Below are 584 nucleotides of genomic sequence, written 5' to 3' on the forward strand. Positions count from 1 at the left end.
AGCTGGAAGCGCGCGAGCTGGAAGCGCGCGGCGGTGGCTTCCAGCGTGGCGAGCAGGTGCAGCGCCGTATCGGCGCGGTCCGCGCGGGCGGCCACGCGCGCCATCACCAGTTGGCGGATGAAGCGGTCGCGCTCGCCATCGGGCAAAGGCAGCCCTTGCAGCCACGCGAACGCCACGTCCAGACTCTGCTGCGCGGAGAGATCGATGGCCTGGGCCTCGGTTTCCGCCCAGTCGGTGYTGGCGGATGAGACCGACACCGGCGCGACGGCCTCGCCTCGCTCGACATCGCGCACGGTGGCGTGGCGCGCGATCCACTCGAGCGTGGTGTCGTCGGCGAATGGCGTGCCATCGGCAAAGCTCAGTTGCTCGATGCCGGGCAGCCGCTCCAGCATCAGCGCGCAGTCGGTGGCCAGCAGGTCCCGGACGCGCGCGTAGTCGCCGCCGGCCTGATCCTGCGCCGTGAAGGCGTAGTACTGGAGGTCCAGCCAGAAATGGTTGGCGCCCTCCGCAAAGGCGCGTTCAAGTCGATCGAGCAACTCCGGCCACTGCTTCTGCAACAGCAGGCGCTTGAGCTGGGCGCGTAG

Annotated in this window: 1 protein-coding gene; it reads right to left on the reverse strand. The window is 69.6% G+C overall.

Annotated features, from left to right (window positions below; translation table 11 throughout):
* On the reverse strand, positions 1 to 584 hold a 584-nt coding region (locus tag AB4Z27_RS29340; RefSeq protein WP_441646020.1), incomplete at both ends, for a type VI secretion system domain-containing protein.

Source organism: Cupriavidus sp. KB_39 (assembly GCF_052114485.1).
Taxonomy (GTDB): Bacteria; Pseudomonadota; Gammaproteobacteria; order Burkholderiales; family Burkholderiaceae; genus Cupriavidus.